This window comes from Salinimonas marina (assembly GCF_015644725.1).
Lineage (GTDB): Bacteria > Pseudomonadota > Gammaproteobacteria > Enterobacterales > Alteromonadaceae > Alteromonas.
The window spans coordinates 234,022-251,527 of sequence record NZ_CP064795.1 but is presented as its reverse complement, the minus strand read 5'-3'; the positions used below and the strand labels follow the sequence as shown (position 1 = coordinate 251,527).

15 protein-coding genes and 3 pseudogenes are annotated in these 17,506 nt (G+C 51.5%); 7 read left to right on the top strand and 11 right to left on the bottom strand.

Annotated elements, in window-relative coordinates; translation table 11 throughout:
* Positions 1-66 precede the first annotated feature (66 nt).
* From miaA to IT774_RS01065, 6 genes and pseudogenes are all read right to left on the bottom strand, one after another.
* Positions 67-1,002 carry a tRNA (adenosine(37)-N6)-dimethylallyltransferase MiaA gene (gene miaA, locus IT774_RS01095; protein WP_195810973.1) on the bottom strand — a complete coding sequence of 312 codons (936 nt, stop codon included), beginning with the start codon at positions 1,000-1,002 and terminating at the stop codon, positions 67-69.
* The gene (locus IT774_RS17125) at positions 995-1,357 is read right to left on the bottom strand and encodes a hypothetical protein (protein ID WP_232365066.1); all 363 of its coding nucleotides are present in this window, start codon (positions 1,355-1,357) and stop codon (positions 995-997) included. Before IT774_RS17125 ends, miaA begins: the two co-directional genes overlap by 8 nt.
* 334 nt (positions 1,358-1,691) lie before the next feature.
* A pseudogene (mutL, locus tag IT774_RS17120) lies at positions 1,692-2,807 on the bottom strand (DNA mismatch repair endonuclease MutL); the annotation flags it as partial.
* Positions 2,808-2,840: 33 nt separating this feature from the next.
* A pseudogene (locus IT774_RS17115) lies at positions 2,841-4,186 on the bottom strand (N-acetylmuramoyl-L-alanine amidase).
* 52 nt (positions 4,187-4,238) lie between these two features.
* A complete protein-coding gene (tsaE, locus tag IT774_RS01070) occupies positions 4,239-4,730 on the bottom strand; it encodes a tRNA (adenosine(37)-N6)-threonylcarbamoyltransferase complex ATPase subunit type 1 TsaE (protein WP_195810971.1) in 492 nt (163 codons plus the stop codon).
* 50 nt (positions 4,731-4,780) lie between these two features.
* Positions 4,781-6,280 carry an NAD(P)H-hydrate dehydratase gene (locus tag IT774_RS01065; RefSeq protein ID WP_195810970.1) on the bottom strand — a complete coding sequence of 500 codons (1,500 nt, stop codon included), beginning with the start codon at positions 6,278-6,280 and terminating at the stop codon, positions 4,781-4,783.
* 6 nt (positions 6,281-6,286) lie between these two features.
* Between IT774_RS01065 and queG the strand changes: the two are divergent.
* Positions 6,287-7,431, top strand: a pseudogene (queG, locus tag IT774_RS01060) (tRNA epoxyqueuosine(34) reductase QueG).
* Positions 7,432-7,437: 6 nt separating this feature from the next.
* On the opposite strand, the gene IT774_RS01055 reads toward queG, so the two are convergent.
* From IT774_RS01055 to nudC, 3 genes are all read right to left on the bottom strand, one after another.
* Positions 7,438-7,938 carry a hypothetical protein gene (locus IT774_RS01055; protein WP_195810969.1) on the bottom strand — a complete coding sequence of 167 codons (501 nt, stop codon included), beginning with the start codon at positions 7,936-7,938 and terminating at the stop codon, positions 7,438-7,440.
* Positions 7,939-7,956: 18 nt separating this feature from the next.
* The gene (hemE, locus tag IT774_RS01050; RefSeq protein WP_195812167.1) at positions 7,957-9,021 is read right to left on the bottom strand and encodes a uroporphyrinogen decarboxylase; all 1,065 of its coding nucleotides are present in this window, start codon (positions 9,019-9,021) and stop codon (positions 7,957-7,959) included.
* Positions 9,022-9,197: 176 nt separating this feature from the next.
* Positions 9,198-10,028, bottom strand: coding sequence for an NAD(+) diphosphatase (gene nudC / locus IT774_RS01045; protein WP_195810968.1), 831 nt, complete (start codon positions 10,026-10,028; stop codon positions 9,198-9,200).
* Positions 10,029-10,206: 178 nt separating this feature from the next.
* Here nudC and rsd point away from each other — a divergent pair, with 178 nt between their 5' ends.
* The 5 genes from rsd to IT774_RS01020 all read left to right on the top strand — a co-directional run bounded on the left by rsd (position 10,207) and on the right by IT774_RS01020 (position 13,338).
* The gene (gene rsd, locus IT774_RS01040) at positions 10,207-10,692 is read left to right on the top strand and encodes a sigma D regulator (protein ID WP_195810967.1); all 486 of its coding nucleotides are present in this window, start codon (positions 10,207-10,209) and stop codon (positions 10,690-10,692) included.
* A 48-nt stretch (positions 10,693-10,740) separates the two neighbouring features.
* Positions 10,741-11,217: a transcriptional repressor gene (locus IT774_RS01035; RefSeq protein WP_195810966.1), complete on the top strand. Its 477-nt coding sequence runs from the start codon at positions 10,741-10,743 to the stop codon at positions 11,215-11,217.
* Positions 11,207-11,671, top strand: a complete 465-nt coding sequence (locus IT774_RS01030; RefSeq protein WP_195810965.1) for a chemotaxis protein CheX — start codon at positions 11,207-11,209, stop codon at positions 11,669-11,671. The genes IT774_RS01035 and IT774_RS01030 overlap by 11 nt, the downstream gene beginning before the upstream one ends.
* The gene (locus IT774_RS01025; protein WP_195812166.1) at positions 11,631-12,098 is read left to right on the top strand and encodes a secondary thiamine-phosphate synthase enzyme YjbQ; all 468 of its coding nucleotides are present in this window, start codon (positions 11,631-11,633) and stop codon (positions 12,096-12,098) included. Before IT774_RS01030 ends, IT774_RS01025 begins: the two co-directional genes overlap by 41 nt.
* 103 nt (positions 12,099-12,201) lie before the next feature.
* Positions 12,202-13,338 (top strand): OmpA family protein, encoded by a 1,137-nt coding sequence (locus IT774_RS01020; RefSeq protein ID WP_195810964.1) that lies wholly within the window; start codon positions 12,202-12,204, stop codon positions 13,336-13,338.
* Between the two features lie 108 nt (positions 13,339-13,446).
* Here the strand turns inward: IT774_RS01020 and dnaB are convergent, their stop codons facing one another.
* Positions 13,447-14,835: a replicative DNA helicase gene (gene dnaB / locus IT774_RS01015; RefSeq protein WP_195810963.1), complete on the bottom strand. Its 1,389-nt coding sequence runs from the start codon at positions 14,833-14,835 to the stop codon at positions 13,447-13,449.
* A 504-nt stretch (positions 14,836-15,339) separates the two neighbouring features.
* Here dnaB and IT774_RS01010 point away from each other — a divergent pair.
* Positions 15,340-16,866 carry a tetratricopeptide repeat-containing diguanylate cyclase gene (locus IT774_RS01010; RefSeq protein ID WP_195810962.1) on the top strand — a complete coding sequence of 509 codons (1,527 nt, stop codon included), beginning with the start codon at positions 15,340-15,342 and terminating at the stop codon, positions 16,864-16,866.
* Here the strand turns inward: IT774_RS01010 and IT774_RS01005 are convergent.
* Positions 16,863-17,366, bottom strand: a complete 504-nt coding sequence (locus IT774_RS01005; protein WP_195810961.1) for a hypothetical protein — start codon at positions 17,364-17,366, stop codon at positions 16,863-16,865. The two genes, IT774_RS01010 and IT774_RS01005, sit on opposite strands and share 4 nt — an antisense overlap.
* Positions 17,367-17,506: the final 140 nt, after the last annotated feature.

Below are 17,506 nucleotides of genomic sequence, written 5' to 3'. Positions count from 1 at the left end.
AATTTTTATTATTAATGTGACACGTATAATACGGTCACTATGCTTAATGTATACCACACTCCTTATTCAGGGTGTGATTTTTGCCAATATTTTAGCCAAATTATCGTTAGCAAATGTGTCCAGCCAGGTGACCTCTGGCCAACCTCTAAGCCAGGTCATTTGTCGCTTTGCCAATTGTCGGGTAGCGATAATGCCTTTTTCGCGCATTTGCGCATAAGACAGCTCCCCCGCCAGATACTGCCAAACTTGTCGGTACCCTACTGAACGTATAGCGGGTAAGTCTTCATGAAGATCACCCCGCTGCCGTAAACGGTTAACTTCGTCAACCAGCCCATTATCCAGCATCATATCAAAACGCTCGGCGATACGTGCATGCAGCTGCGCCCGATCTTCAGGCGCGATAGCAAATTGCGTAATGGCATAGGGACATGCCGGCCCTTTTTGCTGCTGCCACTCGGTCAGCGACTTACCGGTACTACGGTACACTTCCAGCGCCCGGGTCAGGCGCTGTGGATCATTCGGATGAATGCGTTGTGCACTCACCGGATCAATTTGCGCCAATTGCTGATGCAATTTTTCCCACCCAAGCTGCTGCGCTTCACGGGCAATATCTGCCCGAGTCGTTTCGTCAGACTTAGGTAAGGGCGAAATACCGTTTATCAAGGCATTAAAATACATCATTGTGCCGCCGACCAATACCGGAATATGGCCACGCTCATGAATCTGTTCAATCAGGGTGGTGGCATCCTGACAAAACTGGGCAACCGAATAACTTTGGGCGGGATCCAGCATATCAATTAGCCAGTGTTTGGCAACGGCTTGTTCTGCTTCGGTGGGCTTGGCGGTGCCCACATCCATACCGGTATAGACCAGCGCCGAATCCACACTGATGATTTCACATGGCCGCGCCCCGGCAAGTTCCAGAGCCAGGCCCGTTTTACCCGAAGCCGTAGGGCCCATAATGGCGACTACCGGCAAGGCAGACTTATTACCTTCAGGCATTTGGGTTATCCCATTGTTGAATCAGGTTTTCCAGCGTACGCACTCTACCAAACTCCTGAATCCAATCCCAGCGTTTTGCCTGTGCTTGCTCATCAAACCATTGCCAGACCAGGGTATACACCGAATCGGGCCAGGTCACGGGTAGCTTTGCAACTTGCTGACACATGGTCTCGATTGTGTCTGCATCTACCGACATTATCGCCGGAAACAGGGACACCCAGGGAAGGTGGCGGCTACCTGCTGGCACCTGCTGTAATCGCAGTTTGCCAGCCGCCCGATTTATAACAAATCCGAGGTCATTGAGTAAATTGACCGTTGATTCAAAAATTTCTTCATTTTCAATCGCTACCGGCATCAGTAGCGGCTGGGAGGTACGACTATGGTCTAATAGTTGCTGCCACCAGGGCGCCAGTAAATCGTTGGCGCCAACTAACCAACACTGGGGGCCCGGCTGATTAAACGATACTGCACTGATAACGCGAGGGTCTCGGGCGACTGCGGCGCCTTACTGTCCCCCTGCGGTTCGGCTGGGGTCATTAACTCACGATACCGGGTCTGGTAAGCCTCGCTTATACCCGGGTTACGCGCCGGGCCCCGCCCCCGCCTGCGGCCCGGCCGGACACGCCGGCCCCTGCACCAGGGTTAAACCCATGGTGCATGCCCGCGCGCCCCGAAGGCGGGGCAAATATAGCGTCGGACCGCGACGCTGACACCGGGGAGGAGGTGTCGGCAGGAGGGGCTGGCTTCTCGCGCCCGGCCGTCAGTGGCCGAATGTAATCATGTTCCGGTTCCTGCTGCTCCCAGCGCTGGGCATCAGGCACCAGGGCCTCCATCACCGTTTTTACAATAAAATCATGCACCAGCCGGCTTTGCTGAAAGCGCACTTCGTGTTTCGCCGGGTGGACATTGACATCCACATCTTTGGGATCAATCGTCAGGTAAAACACAAACGCGGGCTGTTCATGAGAAGCGTACACGGTTTCGTACGCCTGCCGGATGGCATGCAAGATCAGTTTATCGCGCATCCCGCGGCCATTTACAAAGGAAAACTGGCAATCATTGCTACTGCGCATTACCTGCTCGGTACCCAGCCAGGCTTCTACCGCCATCCCTTCATAATCCAGCGCCACATGAATCGCATTGTCGACAAATTTCTGGCCCACCACCTGCGCAATACGCTGATTATGGGGCTGTTGAGCACCCGCCATATAGCGCTTTACATCTTTACCATTGTGTTTGAGTAAGAAGCTGACCCTGGGATGGCTTAACGCAATGCGTCGCAACACATCTTCAATATGCTGGAATTCGGTTTTTTCGGTGCGTAGAAATTTCCGCCGGGCTGGCGTATTGTAGAACAGATCGGCAACATCAATGGTCGTGCCCTGCGGGTGCGCCGCCGGGGTCACGGTCACCTGCATTTCACGACCTTCACAGCAGGCCTGCCACGCTTCGTTCTGTGCTTCGGGTTTGGAGGTAAGGGTTAAGCGGCTTACAGAACTAATACTGGCCAGCGCCTCGCCCCGAAATCCCAGCGACAGAATTTGCTCAAGATCATCCAACGAGGCAATTTTACTGGTGGCATGCCGGCTGAGGGCCAGTTGAAGCTCCTCTTTGGCGATGCCTTTGCCGTTGTCCTTGAGCTTGATGCGTTTATGGCCGCCGCGCTCAATCTCCAGCTCAATTCGGGTCGCCCCGGCATCCAGACTGTTTTCCACCAGCTCTTTCACCACCGAGGCGGGTCGTTCGACCACCTCACCGGCAGCGATCTGATTAGCCAATTGTGGAGGTAACAGTTGTATAGGCAAAATTCTTGTGTATCCGTTGTTGTTACTGAGTTATCAGGTGCTGGGGATGGTCAGCACCTGACCAATTTGCACCACGTCGCTACGCAGATTATTGGCTTCGCGAATACTGCTGATATTTACATTATAGCGCTGCGCCAGCAGTGATAACGATTCGCCGCTGCGTACCTTATGGGTGCGATTGCGTTCTTTTTGCGCGGCCCACAAGGTGCCATCGGGCGGCACCTGCATGAAATAACTTTTGGTGGCGTTAAACATAGACCGGGCCAGCCGAGTACGAAAGGTTTCCCACAGCAGGTTTTTTTCTTCCTGCGGATTAGAGATAAACCCGACTTCCACCAGAATTGAGGGATATCCGGTGCGGTAAGAACCGCAAAACTGGCCGCCTGAGGCTTGCGTTTATGCAGGCGGGTAATTTGTTTCATCTCGCCGATAACTTTTTTACTTAAATCGTAACTGGCCGACATGGAATGGTCCATCGACAAACCAATGATGGTTTCTGCCAGATAACGTTCACTGGCGTTATCTGAAATCACTTCCGCTGCGCCCCCCAGCAATTCCGAATGCCGCTCGGTTTTTTCCAGCCAGCGACCCAGCTCTGAGTCTGCCCGCCGCATGGATAATACCCATACCGAACCGCCTCTTGGCTCCGGCTGGCTAAAGGCATCCGCATGAATTGAAATCAGTAAGTCCGCTTTCTTCTGGCGGGCAATCTCAGGTCGCTTAGTGGGATAAACATAATAATCACCATCACGGGTTAGCACCGGGCGCATACCGGGCTCGGCCTCAATCATTGCCGCCAGTTTTTTCGCAATGCTTAAGGTAATGTGCTTTTCATAAGTGCCCGAAGGACCCACCGAGCCCGGGTCCTTACCCCCATGTCCGGCATCAATGGCGATAATAATATCCCGATCCCGGGCGTTGCTGCCACTGTCCATTCGTATCGGTGCGCTGTTACCTGTCTGTGTAGCCTGGGCCGCCTGCGGCTGACTATCGTGTAAATCAATCACCAATCGGTGGCCATAGGCACCGTCGGGGGCCACCGCAAACAAAGACGGATCAGCCTTGCGGTTGAGATCCACCACCAGCCGGGCCGACTGGTTATTCTTTGGCGTGGAATAACGTACCCGCCTGACCAGCGAACCGGTTTTGCCTGCTATCGCCAGGCTGGCATCATCACTGGTGTTGGCTAAGTCGATCACCACCCGGTGCGGGTTGGCCAGGATAAAATAGGTAAAATCAGCGGGCCCGGCCAAATCCAGCACCACCCGGGTTTTGTCTGCCGCCGGGGCAACCCGCACGCCGTCAATCTGGCCAGCAGCGGCCATCGCGGGTGTTGCCACCAGCCACAGTACCGTAAACAATAAAAGTAAGCGCACCATACTTCGCCTTTGCCTGTTAGGTCGTCATTATTATTAAGGCTTGGTTACCCTGTTACTGGTTAAGGCTGTTAACCAGTTTCTGCCCTGCGGCGGAGTCTCCGCGTACCACTACTTTGCGACAGTCATCCTGCAATTCAATACTCAGATGTATATCGGCAGGCGCCAACAAACCGGTGCCCCGCTCCGGCCACTCAATAAGGCACAGCGTATGTTCCGAAAAATAGTCCCGAATGCCCATAAATTCCAGCTCTTCCGGATCAGCCAGCCGATACAGATCAAAATGATACACCGCAAAATCGGCAAGCTCATAGGGTTCTACCAGCGTATAGGTAGGACTCTTAACATTGCCTGAATGTCCCAAAGCCTGAATAAAATAACGACTAAAGGTGGTTTTACCGGCCCCCAGGTCACCCTCAAGATATATCACCAGCCCATGGCGGATAACGTTTTTGGCCTGTGCAGCCAGCTGTTGTGCCAGGGTACGGGTTTGTTGTTCATTAATAATCGTGGCCTCGTAACGGGCCTGCGATAAAGACTCTGCCATGGTTATTCAAACTGCCTGTTTATTGCCGCCTGGGTGTCGCCGGCAAACTACTACTGATTAATAAGTGCCCGCACTGCTTCAAACAAATCGCTGGCAAGCATACCTCGTTGTCCATAAAGCTCAGCTAAGTCATCGCCAGCTTTAGCATGTAATGTTACACCATAGCGACTGGCAATATCGAGACTCATTCCCTGAGCAAGTAATGCACCAAGTATACCACTAAGTACATCCCCGCTGCCGGCCGTGGCCATGCCCGGATTACCATGCCGACACACTGCCACCGAGGTTTCATTGTCAATGATGGTTCCGGCGCCTTTGAGAACACAGGTAGCATGATACCGCTGGGCGCATTGTTTGGCATAATTAAAGCGATCGCTTTCTACATCATCCACCGATACCCCCAGTAACCTGGCAGCTTCGCCGGCATGCGGGGTCAATATGCTGTGTTCAAGCGTATAGGCACTGGCTTGCTGACTTAACAGGTTCAGCGCATCGGCATCCAGCACCACAGGCTTGTCTTCACTTTGACAGTGTTTAAGCACCTGGGCAAACGTCTGCTGGGCCCAGTCATCCTGCCCCAGGCCCGGCCCGATGACCACACAGGTAGCCCATTGCAGCGCATCCTCCAGATCTTCACTGCTCACCATCAGCTCCGGTCGGCCGGCGCTGACCTGGATAATCGACTTTTCATGCACATAGGTGCGCACCATTCCCGCCCCACTGCGCAAGGCCGCCTCGCCGGACAGCCGAATGGCACCGGCTGTGCCCTTGTTGCCGCCCACACAGAGCAGGCGACCATACGAGCCTTTATGACTGTGCACATCGCGTGGCCCCAAACGGGTAAATTGCTCTATATCGAGCCAACTGGCAAAGGGTTTCACCAATTTGGAAAAGGCGTCACTGACACCCAAATCTTCAAATACCAGCCGTCCGCAGGACTGCTTGCCCGCCCCGGTGGTCAGCCCGGGTTTAATGCCCACCAGGGTCACCGTCACATCGGCCTGCACACACCGCCCCAGCGAGTGTCCGGTATTGGCATCCAGGCCTGAAGGTACATCAATACTGATCACCGGTACCGAACTGTGATTCACCGTATCGATGATTTGTGCAAACTCGTTACGAATATAGGTATTGATACCGGTGCCCAGCAGCGCATCAATAACCACCCCGCATTGCGCGAGTAGCTCGTCATCGAATCTGGAGACTGAATTACCCGCTTCCAGCCAGCGCTGTTGGGCCCGGCCGGCGTCGCCATCCAGCTTACGCTCTGGCTCTACTGCACACACCGTGACCTTGCGCCCGGCCTTTTGGGCACAGTGGGCAGCAATATAACCATCGCCGGCATTGTTGCCCTGTCCTACCAGTACCAGCAAGTGGTCCGCCTGGGGAAACGCGGTCTCGCACTGTCTGAAAATAGCTTCACCAGCCCGTTCCATCAGGGTAAATAACGTCACCGCGCTCTCTTGAGCTGCTTGCTGTTCGTTATCCCGGACCGCATCGGCGCGAAACAGTTTGTATGATAAACTTGAGTTCAGTTGTGTATCCAGCATATGTCCATGTCCAGAATCAGTACAGTAGATTTAGTTCAGTTAACTCACGATATCAAGGCTTGGGGCCGTGCGCTAGGCTTTCAGCAGGTTGGCATCAGCGATATTGATCTGCAACACCATGAAGGTGCGCTTCGCGCATGGTTAGACAACGGCTATCACGGCGATATGGATTACATGCAAAAGCATGGGATGAAACGCGCGCGGCCCGACGAACTGGTCCCGGAACAGTCAGGGTCATCAGTGTGCGCATGGATTACCTGCCGCCGGATGCTTCTTTTGCCAAAAACCTTAAAGACAGCCACACCGCCTATATCAGCCGTTATGCCCTGGGGCGGGACTATCACAAAGTGTTACGTAAACGGCTGAAACAACTGGGGGAAAAAATAACCCGGGAGCTTGCCACCACCGAGTTCCGCCCGTTTGTGGATTCAGCGCCGGTCCTTGAGCATGCTATCGCTGAAAAAGCCGGCCTGGGCTGGACCGGCAAGCATTCATTAACCTTACATCGTGAGGCCGGCTCCTGGTTTTTTCTGGGCGAGTTGTTTATCAACCTGCCATTACCCGTGGATGAGCCGGTGGCAGAAGGCTGCGGCAGCTGTAATGCCTGTATCACTATGTGTCCCACCGGCGCAATTGTGGCCCCGTACCAGGTAGACGCGCGCAAGTGTATTTCCTATCTGACCATTGAATATGATGGCGTCATTCCTGAAGCGCTACGGCCTCTTATGGGTAATCGTATCTATGGCTGTGATGACTGTCAGCTGGTGTGCCCCTGGAATCGCTACGCCAGTGTCACAGAAGAAACTGATTTTCATCCACGCCAGACCTTGCATGGTCAGTCGCTGCTGTCTTTATGGGCCTGGAATGAAGCCACATTTTTAACCAACACCGAAGGCTCACCCATCCGGCGTATTGGCTTTGAAAAATGGCAGCGTAATATTGCGGTGGCGCTGGGCAATGCCCGGGCGGACAAGGAAATTCTGGAGGTACTGACCCAGGCGGTGGACTCAGCCTCAGCTCTGGTTGAGCCGCATCTGCAATGGGCTATTGAACAACAGCAGCAAAAATTGCAGCATCACGAGCACCAGCCGGACCGGAAAACCGCCCGGCTTACCCGGGTGGTGGAAAAAGGCCTGCCCCGTGATGCGTAGCGGGTGTTATGAGTTCACCACCGCCTGGTAACGCAAGACAAAATACCTGGTTCTGCCTTTAGCAGTGTTGGTGGCGTTTTTTTGCGAAGCCTTGCCATAGCGCCACCATGGCTGCCGTTCCAGCTGTTCCACCATCAATTCAAACTCGGAGACCTGGCCAGTAAACTCGCCGGTTAGTTCACAGCCGTCAATGTTGCAACGCACAGAATGCAGCAATAAGCTGCGGGCATTAGGGTGCAGGGTAAAGAACTCTTTTACCCGGTCTTCCGAGTCAGCATCATCCGCCAGTGCCTCACCTGTATAAGGGGACACCGCCGCGGAGGACTGGCCGGCGGTGGCCGTCAGCGTCTCCACCTGAACCGGATCCGGCTCAGGTTTTTCCTGTAGCCGCATCAGAATACGCTGGGTATTTTTATCGCTGACGGCGAGCAGTTTTTGGTAATAACCATATTTGTAGGCCGCGACGGCAATAAAGCCGATCAAAAGCAGGTAGATCCAGCGTTTCATATCACCCAAATACCTGTATTACCCATGATAAGGCCGGCTCAATCGATGCACCGCCTCAATAAAGACCCCGGCATTCTCCGGGGGCACATCCAGGTGAATTCCATGACCCAGATTAAAGACATGGCCACTACCTTTACCATAACGGGATAAGATATCGGCCACCTCATCTTCGATGCGCTCAGGGCTGGCATACAGCATGGAAGGGTCCATGTTGCCCTGCAAGGCGACTTTGTCGCCAATACGGTCACGGGCTTCATCGATATTGATGGTCCAGTCCAGGCCCACCGCATCACAACCGGTAGCCGCAATCGCTTCAAGCCACATGCCGCCATTTTTGGTAAATAAGGTGACCGGCACCCGGCGGCCTTCGTTTTCGCGGGTCAGACCATCGACAATGCGGGCCATATACTGCAATGAAAAGTCGTTGTAATCACGCGGCGACAACACGCCGCCCCACGTATCAAAAATCATTACCGATTGGGCCCCAGCCGCAATCTGCGCATTTAAATACAGGGTGACCGAATCTGCCAGCTTGGCCAGCAGCGCATGCAAGGTAGCAGGTTCAGCAAACGCCATTTTTTTTATTTTGGTAAAAGCCTTACTCGCACCACCTTCGATCATATAGGTCGCTAAGGTCCAGGGGCTTCCGGAGAACCCAATTAACGGCACCTCACCACGCAGCTCCTTGCGGATAGTACGCACCGCGTTCATAACGTATTGCAGCTCGCCTTCGGGGTCCGGCACCCCGATTTTGTTGACATCGGCAGCGCAGGTCAGCGGTCGGCTGAATTTAGGGCCTTCACCAGGCTCGAAATAAAGTCCCAGTCCCATGGCATCAGGAATAGTGAGAATATCTGAAAATAAAATGGCCGCATCAAGTTCAAACCGGCGTAAGGGCTGCATGGTCACTTCACACGCCAGTTCCGCATTGCGGCACAAAGACATAAAGTCCCCTGCCTGCGCCCGGGTCGCTTTGTACTCAGGTAAATAGCGTCCGGCCTGGCGCATCATCCACACCGGGGTCATATCCACAGGTTGCTTCATCAGGGCCCGTAAATAACGGTCGTTTTTCAGCTCGGCAATTGGCGTCGGTGACTGCTGTGACATAACTTCCTCAAAAATAGCAATAGTCTTCGGTGGACATGAACATGAACTCGAAAAGGGGCCGAAGTATAACAACTTTTCCTATTCCGGGTATGATTTTATGCCCACAAAAATCCGGGCATGGGGCTTGTACCCCGGGGTGCAGATTTGGATTACTACGGCTTATGTATCACCGCTTCAATCAACCGCCCGGCGATGGACTCTTTGGGCGGTGTCTTAGGCAGCGCGGTAAAATCAAACCACTGGGCATCGACAATTTCGTGCTCATCGATACAGATATCGCCCCCTGCATATTCGGCAATAAAGCCGACCATCAGCGAGTGCGGAAAAGGCCAGGGCTGACTGTCAAAATAGCGCACATTGGTGACCCGTACGCCCACCTCTTCTAACACTTCACGATGTACCGCCTGTTCTAAGGTTTCTCCGCTTTCCACAAACCCGGCCAGGGTTGAGTACATCTGCGGGTCTTTATGACGCACGCCCCGGGCCAATAACATCTTTTGCTGATCATAATCATAGATGGCGACGATGATGCACGGTGAGACTCTGGGGTAGGTGCGGTGACGACAGCGGGTGCATTGCATCGCCATTTCCCAGCCCACCTGCTCAGCCGGTGAACCGCACTGGCCACAATAGCGATGGGTGCGTAAAAAATGGACATACTGCCAGGCGCGGGCAAATTCACGAAAGCTTTGCGGATCATGCAGCATCAGCAAATGCCGTAACGACACCCACTCCCAGCCCTGCACATTAATATGTTCACTGCCAATATCCAAAACATGCAGATGGGCAACTTCTGCTTCGCCATAATCCAGAGCCGGTAAAACATGTACCTCATCAGCATAGTGCTGCAAAAAAGGTAACCCTTGCCAGGGCCCTGCTGGCAATTCACCGGTGTCGGCACTAACCAGAACTTTATTACTGGCTACCACCACCCATTGCCCCTGATAGGCCTGCAGCTCAGAAACTGTTACTTTGTTCATCATAAGGTGAAGCATACCGTGAAGGTTGATTATCCGGGATGATAATCTGCGGTCTTGGGTGGTGACAAGGGTTTCGCGAATTTGCTGGTAAAACAGGCGATTTGTACTGAACCTTGGCAGTGTTATACTCAACTCATGCATGCGAAACATCGCGCTGATAACTTTGTCTGAGAGAGGCAATATGTTAAACAAACTGGAACAACTGCAAGACAAATGGGGTGGTCATTCTGCCACCATCGACCACTGGTTACAGGCCCGTCAGCAGCTGCTTATTCAGTATTGTGAGCTTATTGGCCTTCGTCAGACAGCGCCTTGTCTTCCGGAACAGCACCAGGTTACCCAATTCTGTAATTTACTTATGGACTATCTCTCGGCCGGACATTTCGAGGTTTACGATATTTTGGTCAGTGATGATAACCGTGGCACCGCGCTAAAACATGACGTTTACCCTCAGCTGGCTCGCATTACCGATGAGGCATTGTCTTTTAATGATGCGTTTGCGACCGAGTTGCAGGTCGCCGACAGCTCTCGGTTCGACCAGCAACTGGCCGCTCTGGGAGAAACCCTGGAAGACCGTTTTGCCCTTGAAGACAGATTAATCAACCATATGCTGGAACAACACGGTGCGCAAAGTATCCAACAGGCTCAACAGGCCAAAACAGACTAAGTCTGTAATTGTTGCGCAGCAAAATACCTAAACAGCGAAGACGAAATAATGACAAACGCCACGTTAATTAACAAAGCCCGTGCTTATTGCGAGCAGCGAAACGTACGTTTTACCCCATTGCGGGAAAAAGTGTACGATATTTTGCTGGGTAAACATGGGCCTATGGGGGCATATGAGCTTCTTGATTCGCTAAAAGAAACCGAAACCAGTGCCAAACCGGCTACGGTATACCGCGCCCTGGATTTTCTGCTCGAATTTGGTTTTATTCACCGGTTAGAATCGACCAATGCCTTTGTAGCCTGTTATCATTTCGGCTGCCATCACCCTGTCCAGTTCCTGATTTGCGACAGTTGTGGCGATGTGGCAGAAATTCAGTCGCAAGGGCTAAAGGCAACATTAGATAAACAGGCTCAGGAACACGGCTTTTCGGTGTCAAAACAAACCATCGAAGCGCACGGCCTTTGTGCTGACTGTCAGCAAGCCGAAAAGGAAGAAGTAAAGGGGCAAGAACAACATGAATGCTGAGTTTGTAAATCCATTCATAAGCGGACTTCTTAATGTCCTTGAAACCATGGCACAAACCAGCCTTAAGCCTGGTAAACCCATGAAAAAAAACACTGATATTGCTAAAGGGGATGTGTCTGGTCTGATTGGCATGGTGGGGCCACAGGTAAAAGGCTCATTGTCGATTACCTTTGATGAAAATCTGGCGTTAACCCTGATGGAGCGCATGGTTGGCGAACGGCCGGCATCGGTCGATGCTGAGGTAGGCGACATGGTGGGTGAAATCACCAATATGATTTGTGGTAACGCCAAACGCGAACTGTCTGAAAAAGGCTTCGATTTCGGCATGGCCACCCCGATGGTGGTCTCCGGCAGTCAACATACCATCAGCCATCAGGTCGATGGCCCCAAACTCATCATGCCGTTTAATAGTGATGAAGGCATGGCCCATCTGGAAATCTGTTTTGACAAATAGCATCTGGCACAGCGAAACCCTTACCCTACCTGCCCAGCGCCGCGGGTTTCATTTAATCACCGACGACATTATTGCGGCTCTGCCCCAGATTAACACCCTGAAGGTCGGCCTTCTCCATCTCTGGCTAAAGCACACCAGCGCCGGATTAACGATTAACGAAAACGCTGATCCGTCAGTCAGAACTGATCTGGAAGCTTGGTTTAACCATACTGTGAAAGAAGATACGCCGTATTTTACTCACACTTTCGAAGGAAGTGATGATATGCCGGCGCATATAAAATCAAGCCTGTTGGGATGCGAGGTCACCATCCCAATAGCAGATGGGAAGCTACAGCTTGGCACCTGGCAAGGCATTATTTTGGCCGAACACCGCGACAATGGCGGTGAACGTAGTATTATAGCTACTTTAAACGGTTGTCAAAGGTAAGAACGGGGTTATATACTTGCACTGCTCCTTATGCTGTTTTGGTATAGTACCTGCATAATTCCCGGAACTAAGTTATTCACTCAACTTTACATAGGATGTGACTATGAAAAAAACATTTAATGTTGCAGCAATTGCTTTAGCCGTCATGTCGGCTAACAGCTATGCCCAGGACAATTCTGGTAAACCATTCGATAGCTGGATTGGTCTACATGGGATGTATTACAGCGCTGAAGAAACCAAGCCAGCCGATGATATTATGGAAGATGGCATGGGATTCGGCGGCGAATATGGCTGGCGTTTCGATGAGACCTGGGCGGTTCGCGCAGAACTTACAGCACTGGATATCGACTATAAACAACTGCTGGGCAGGGATGACAGTGTTTCTGGTGTATCTTACGGTGTAGATGGTATGTATTTCTTACCGAATGATATGTGGTACCTGTTTGGTGGATACAAGCGTCAGGATTTTTCTGAAAACCACGACCTAATCAATCTGGGTATCGGTAAACACTGGGACATCCATGAAAAAGTGAAACTGGTTACTGAAATTGCTGGTTACCAGGGTCTGGATGAAAGCTACAACGACTACAGCGCCAAAGTAGGTGTAGTATTCCCAATGGGCGGCTCATCTTCATCAGCGCCTACTCCTGCTCCTTCAACGCCGGTTAACAATGACACTGATAATGATGGTGTTATGAACAACATGGATGACTGTGCCAATACCCCGGCCGGCGCCCAGGTTGACAACCGTGGCTGTGAGATCACCGCAGACAGCGATAACGATGGTGTTGCTGATAACAAAGACCAGTGCGCTGATACGCCTCGCAATGATCGTGTAGATGCAGACGGCTGTACTGTTTTTGAACAAAAAGAAGTAACTCACACAGTCCGTGTTTTCTTCCCTCACAACAGTGCTGAAGTTACCGACCCGCGCGCCGAAAACATTCAGAAATTTGCTTCGTTTATGCAACGTTATGGCAAAACAGATGCACTGATTGAAGGCCATGCGTCACAACCTGGCGATGCGCAGTACAACATGGACCTGTCTAAGCGCCGTGCAGAAGCGTTTAAAGACGTGTTGGTAAACGAGTACGACATTGATGCTTCACGCCTTTCTACTGAAGGCTTTGGTGAGACTCAGCTGTTAGATGAATCTAATACTGCTGAAGCACATCAGAAAAATCGTCGCATCCACATTCGTGTAACTGCGACCGAAGAAGTACCAAAAGAGCGTAACTAAGTTCCGGCGGTATTCCAGATAGCAAAAAAGCGCTCATTTGAGCGCTTTTTTTTGGTCTTTAATAATATCCAGAACCTGCCTGAGGGGATTGCTATCAATAAACAGCAATCAATAATCGTCGGCGATGGCGGGACCGGCGTAATTATCAAACCGCGAAAACTGGCCCTGAAAGGTAAGCCGGGAGGTGCCTATGGGACCATTACGTTGCTTACCGATGATGATCTCTGCAATTCCCTGCTCTTCACTGTTTTCGTGATACACCTCATCCCGGTAAATAAACATGATCAAATCGGCATCCTGCTCAATAGAGCCTGATTCACGCAAGTCCGAATTGACCGGGCGCTTATCAGCCCGCTGTTCCAGACTCCGGTTTAGCTGAGACAACGCCACCACGGGTACTTCCAGCTCTTTAGCCAGGGCTTTGAGTGAGCGGGAAATCTCCGCAATTTCCAGGGTTCGGTTGTCGCTTAACGAGGGCACCCGCATTAACTGCAGATAATCCACCATGATCATAGAAATACCACCACGCTCCCGGGCAAGTTTACGGGCCCGGCTACGCACATCCATCGGTGTCAGCCCCGAGGAGTCATCAATAAACAGATTGTCGCGGTCTTTGAGCATCGCCATGGTATTTGAAATACGGGCCCAGTCTTCATCGTCCAGCTGCGCGGTTCGTATCTTGGTTTGATCGACCCGACTTAATGAAGCCAGCATCCGCATCATGATTTGTTCCGAAGGCATCTCTAAGCTGAACACCAGTACCGGTTTTTCTTCGGCCATCATGGCGTTCTCACACAAGTTCATGGCGAACGTGGTTTTACCCATCGACGGACGCGCCGCCACAATCACTAAGTCTGAAGGTTGCAGGCCACTGGTTTTTTTGTCCAGATCGGTAAAGCCGGTGGTGACCCCGGTTACTTCCTTATTGGTTTTTATCAGGGCTTCAAGCCGGTCGATGGTTTTGCCAAGAACGCTGTCTACCCCAACCGGCCCTTCAGACTCATTGGTCCGTTTTTCGGCAATTTCAAACACTTTGCTTTCGGCATAATCGAGGATATCAGCACTATCCCGGCCTTCCGGGTTATAGCCAATTTCGGCAATTTCGTGGGCGGCGCCGATAAGCTCCCGGGTAATGGCCCGCTCAGCAATGATTTTGGCGTAGGACACCACATTGGCTGAGCTGGGGGTGTTTTTGGCCAGCTCGCCTAAATACGCAAAGCCACCGGCATCTTCCAGTTCGTCGTGTTGTTCCAGTTCTTCGGAAACGGTGATCAGATCCACCGGCTCATTGCGATTAAGTAACCGCACAATGGCCCGATAGATGATCTGATGCGAGCGATTGTAGAAATCCTGATCAATAACCTGCTCGGCTACCTTGTCCCAACTGTCCCTATCGATAAGCATACTACCGAGTACAGACTGCTCGGCCTCGATACTGTGAGGAGGGACCTTGAGCTTTTCCACACTTTGATCTTTACCAGAGGAGACTACTTTCACAAACACAGACCGCTTAAAAACATAAAGAACGTATTATGCGTTATTTCCACCATAAGATAAATTCGAAAACACCGAAGGACCAAAATCAACGCACAGCTGATGCGCAAAGATTCATTTGTAGAAAAGCTGTTCAGTCCTGCATCGGTTGCATACAATAATGGTATGGTCCCGAAATACCGATCTTACTTTGCAGTACTTTTTTACCAATTTTAAAACAATACTCATATCGCTGTTATTGGTACTCATCCCAGGCACCGGCCTGGCCCAAAGTGTTACTGATTACGAGCAAGAGCGGCGTCGGCTGTTACAGGTGAGGTATGAAGATCGGCTGGCGGCGCTGGAAGAGCACGCCTTTGATACCCGTACTGCCCTGGGTAAATATTTTTACAATACCGTGCACACCAATACCTCCAGAGAGGAGGACTTCTATACCCTGAGTCCGCAGGAACTGGATACGCTACGTCAGCAATACCCCAGAATTTTTATGAATATCAGGTGTTTGATGTGTGGTTTTCGGACCTTGACCGGGATGAAAAAATTTCTCAATTGCAACATATCAAGCAGCTGGCTAAAACCCAGCAGTGGCCTCGTATTGAACGCTGGGCGACCTCAATTTTGTTTCAGGTGTTACACACCAATGGTTTTCACTTAAGTGCGATACTGGAAATACAGGACATCATTGACCATGCGCCCCACGTACAGCAAATGGAGACCATGTACGATTACCCCCTGATTGGTATCTATATGGACATGGCCCGGGCACTCTACTGGCTTGGTGATGCCGCCGGGGCCTTTGAATACTGTCAGAAATACACCAATTATATTGCGCAGGATCTGCAAGTACGCGAAGAAGGGCTGACCTGTCAGATAACCACTGCCCTGAAACAAAAAAAATATGCCGAAGCCCTTTCACTTTTGCAGGAGCTCGCTACTTTAGCGAATAGCACCAAGCGTCCTCAAAGTCGAATAACCGTGTTGTTGCAGACCGCGCTGGTCTACCGCGAACAGAAAAATTTTGAGCTGGCTGACCAATATGCCCGGCAAGCATTGCAACTGCTCGAGGCCACGCCAGCCCCGCTTCCCGGTCAATATTATACCGCCTATTTGTCACTTACCGCCGCTCAGGTGGGCTTACAAAACCCGCAACTGGCCCAAATGTATTTTGCCAAAATGCAGCAGGCCCGCAACGAAACCCTGCAAGGATTGCGTTTTGATATGGACGCACTGTTAGGCCAGGCCCGAATTGCCTGGCTCAACCAGGACTTTACAACCGCTCAACAACATTACGAAGCGCTTATTGAGTTGTACCAGACCCAGCGTAGCCAGTCATTCAGTTCCGCGCATCTGGCGCAAATTCAACAACAACTGGACACCCGGCAGCTGGCTTATTTGCAGGTAGAGGCCAAACTGCATCAGACGCAGTCAGAAAAAATGACCTTAATTGCTATTTTTTCTACCTTGTTTGCCATGGTGGTCAGTATCTTTTTGTGGCGATTGGTTAAACAAAAAAAACAACTGGATAATTTTGCCCGCATCGACAGTCTCACCAGCGTCAACAATCGCTGGCATGCCCTTGAGTTGATTCACAAACGCCTTAAAGCGATGAATCGTGAGGATGATCGGGTGTGTGTGGCGTTATTGGATATTGATAATTTCAAGCAGTTCAATGACAGCTTCGGTCATCAGACCGGCGATGCCGTGCTGGCTCTGTTTGCCAAGTTGTGCAAATACCAGTTTCGACAGGATGATGTGTTTGGTCGCTATGGTGGCGAGGAATTTGTGCTGCTTCTTAACCAATCTTCCCTGGACCTGGCTCAGACAAAAATTGACGAGCTACGCACCATCATTGCAGGGCAGGATTTACGCGAACACAAGGCCGAGGGGACGTTGCGGTTTTCCTGTGGGCTGGTAGAGATCACCCAAAAATCGGAAGTCAGTCAGGTGCTGGCACATTGCGATCACCTCTTGTATCTGGCTAAGCGCCAGGGCCGGAACCAAACGGTAACCGGGTATTTCGGCCAACTGATTTAGTCGCGCGCCAGGGGCGCTTTGGTTAATTGGTCGGTTTTTTCCAGTTTGAAAAACACCCCGTCCCACAAAATGTACGCTTCCTGATGCCCGGTCAGAAACACGGTTTGGCCGGGAATTGAAGCCCCGCGATTACACTCAATAGAAAATGTATCAACATCCGTCAGCCCTTTACCCAGCGTAGCCAGGGGCACATGAAACTGCTGCTGAAACTCATCCTTATCAAGCTGTTCCTTTTTGTACTTGGGTGACTGGCACTGAATCTGGCCCAGTATCAGCTGGTCAGCACCATAGTGGTAAGACTGTCCCAACCATTGTTTTGCCTGATTTGATGACATGGCGCTGGTGCTGGTGTTCAGCGCTTCGGTAACCACCCAAGTGCCCTCTACCTGCTCGGGCTGTCTGACCGCACAACTACTGGCCAACACCAGCACCGCCGCGATAGCGGCAATAATACGCAACTCAATGCGTGACAATAATCCCCTGGCTGTAAGCCATTGCATATACAACTCCTCAATAAATACGGCCCGTCGTTACTCGCTGGTCAGCATTATTTTCACAGTCGAATAAACAATCTGTAGCGAAATGGTCAGGTCAATAATCGTGCTCCAGCGCCCCAAGGACGCTGTATAGATGACCATGA

Coding starts and splice junctions, on each gene's coding strand:
- miaA (WP_195810973.1), bottom strand. CDS start 1,002: ATGCCTGAAGGTAATAAGTCTGCCTTGCCGGTAGTCGCCATTATGGGC.
- IT774_RS17125 (WP_232365066.1), bottom strand. CDS start 1,357: ATGCCGGTAGCGATTGAAAATGAAGAAATTTTTGAATCAACGGTCAAT.
- tsaE (WP_195810971.1), bottom strand. CDS start 4,730: ATGGCAGAGTCTTTATCGCAGGCCCGTTACGAGGCCACGATTATTAAT.
- IT774_RS01065 (WP_195810970.1), bottom strand. CDS start 6,280: ATGCTGGATACACAACTGAACTCAAGTTTATCATACAAACTGTTTCGC.
- IT774_RS01055 (WP_195810969.1), bottom strand. CDS start 7,938: ATGAAACGCTGGATCTACCTGCTTTTGATCGGCTTTATTGCCGTCGCG.
- nudC (WP_195810968.1), bottom strand. CDS start 10,028: ATGATGAACAAAGTAACAGTTTCTGAGCTGCAGGCCTATCAGGGGCAA.
- rsd (WP_195810967.1), top strand. CDS start 10,207: ATGTTAAACAAACTGGAACAACTGCAAGACAAATGGGGTGGTCATTCT.
- IT774_RS01035 (WP_195810966.1), top strand. CDS start 10,741: ATGACAAACGCCACGTTAATTAACAAAGCCCGTGCTTATTGCGAGCAG.
- IT774_RS01030 (WP_195810965.1), top strand. CDS start 11,207: ATGAATGCTGAGTTTGTAAATCCATTCATAAGCGGACTTCTTAATGTC.
- IT774_RS01025 (WP_195812166.1), top strand. CDS start 11,631: ATGAAGGCATGGCCCATCTGGAAATCTGTTTTGACAAATAGCATCTGG.
- IT774_RS01020 (WP_195810964.1), top strand. CDS start 12,202: ATGAAAAAAACATTTAATGTTGCAGCAATTGCTTTAGCCGTCATGTCG.
- IT774_RS01005 (WP_195810961.1), bottom strand. CDS start 17,366: ATGCAATGGCTTACAGCCAGGGGATTATTGTCACGCATTGAGTTGCGT.